This is a genomic window from Dellaglioa sp. CoH-55-MRSF-8 (assembly GCF_056782195.1).
Genome location: NZ_JBXAYH010000040.1, coordinates 1 through 646 on the forward strand (window position 1 = coordinate 1; position 646 = coordinate 646).

Below are 646 nucleotides of genomic sequence, written 5' to 3' on the forward strand. Positions count from 1 at the left end.
ACAACACGCGCCTCGAAGAATTTATGGCCATTATGTGGCCAACAGACGTGGAGTGGCAAAAGCCGTGGATCGGGTTCTCCGAATTCGTGTTCTCAGACGATCCGCACAACATCGATTGGTGGGGCTTCTGGTCGATGCCGGTCAATACGATTCGTTACCGCTTCAGTGATGGCGTATATCTGCCTGCTCTTGCCTTCAACCTCAATGCTATGGTTCCGCCCGCAAAGAACCCGGTCAATCCGACACCGCCCACAAACGGCACGATTCGTTGGGCCGCGTCCGTTGATCAAGTCGCGTTTGCCAAGGTCTGTTCGTTCCTAGATTTCAACTGGGCCGAGCTATTCCAAACCAATCAGACGATCATAGACAACTACGGTACCGTTGATCCCGTGTCGATCGCGATCGTATCGAATCCGCCTACCGGTGAATTCAAGGCCTCGGTGCTGACCGGTATCGGGCAGACGGTGGTGGGCCAAGGTCAGGTCCTGTTTGATACAGTGCGCATTCTGTGCCTGAAGACCCCGGCTCCGGGCGACTACACCTTCACGTTCTCGGCGCAAGCAACAAATCAGGCGGGTGTGACCGCGTTCCCCGTCACCCTCACGCTACAGGTGGTGTAATATGGGCACACTCCTTTCTGAAGCAC

1 protein-coding gene is annotated in these 646 nt (G+C 55.6%); it reads left to right on the forward strand.

Annotated elements, in window-relative coordinates; all coding sequences use genetic code 11:
- A partial coding sequence (locus tag AC1RPW_RS07775; protein ID WP_481769407.1) for a hypothetical protein occupies positions 1–620 on the forward strand: 620 nt, incomplete at its 5' end.
- Between the last annotated feature and the right edge of the window lie 26 nt (positions 621–646).